Here is a 739-nt window from a genome sequence, read left to right as displayed (position 1 = left end):
TGCCGACTCCCCGAAGCTTTTCGCAGGCTACCACGTCTTTCATCGCCTCTGACTGCCAAGGCATCCACCGTATGCGCTTCTTCACTTGACCATATAACCCCAAGCAATCTGGTTATACTGTGAAGACGACATTCGCCGAAAATTCGCATTGCTCAAAGAGCAACTCACAAATTTTACCTTAGCCTGATCCGTTACCAGTGAAAGTAACGTTCAGTCTATCTTTCTATCACATACCCAAATTTTTAAAGAACGATCTAGYCAAAGACTAGAAATCAACATTCACCATCRTCWCGATGGAATGCTCATTTCTAAGCTTTCAAACTTCAGAAGCAGTAGTGGTGGAGCCAARCGGGATCGAACCGYTGACCTCCTGCGTGCAAGGCAGGCGCTCTCCCAGCTGAGCTATGGCCCCGTATYTCTACAGGCGTTTCCCACACAAAATTGGTGGGTCTGGGCAGATTCGAACTGCCGACCTCACCCTTATCAGGGGTGCGCTCTAACCAACTGAGCTACAGACCCAATTTCGGGCTGCTTCTATCGTCTTCTTCAATGAATCAAGCAATTCGTGTGGGAACTTATGGAGCAGCTGAGTCGTCGATTAAGGAGGTGATCCAGCCGCAGGTTCCCCTACGGCTACCTTGTTACGACTTCACCCCAGTCATGAATCACACCGTGGTAACCGTCCCCCCGAAGGTTAGACTAGCTACTTCTGGTGCAACCCACTCCCATGGTGTGACGG

General features: G+C 49.9%; 2 tRNA genes and 2 rRNA genes. All 4 read right to left on the bottom strand.

The features are described 5' to 3' along the window. A 23S ribosomal RNA gene (locus AC1DQM_RS29850) occupies window positions 1–91 on the bottom strand; the annotation flags it as partial. Between the two features lie 245 nt (window positions 92–336). Continuing rightward, window positions 337–412: transfer RNA gene (locus AC1DQM_RS29845), tRNA-Ala, on the bottom strand. A 30-nt stretch (window positions 413–442) separates the two neighbouring features. Continuing rightward, window positions 443–519, bottom strand: a tRNA-Ile gene (locus AC1DQM_RS29840). An 80-nt stretch (window positions 520–599) separates the two neighbouring features. Beyond that, a 16S ribosomal RNA gene (locus AC1DQM_RS29835) occupies window positions 600–739 on the bottom strand; the annotation flags it as partial.

It is taken from the genome of Pseudomonas sp. 01L34, from assembly GCF_056400265.1.
Note: the sequence above shows the minus strand (reverse complement) of the source record. Positions and strands in the feature narration are given on the sequence as shown.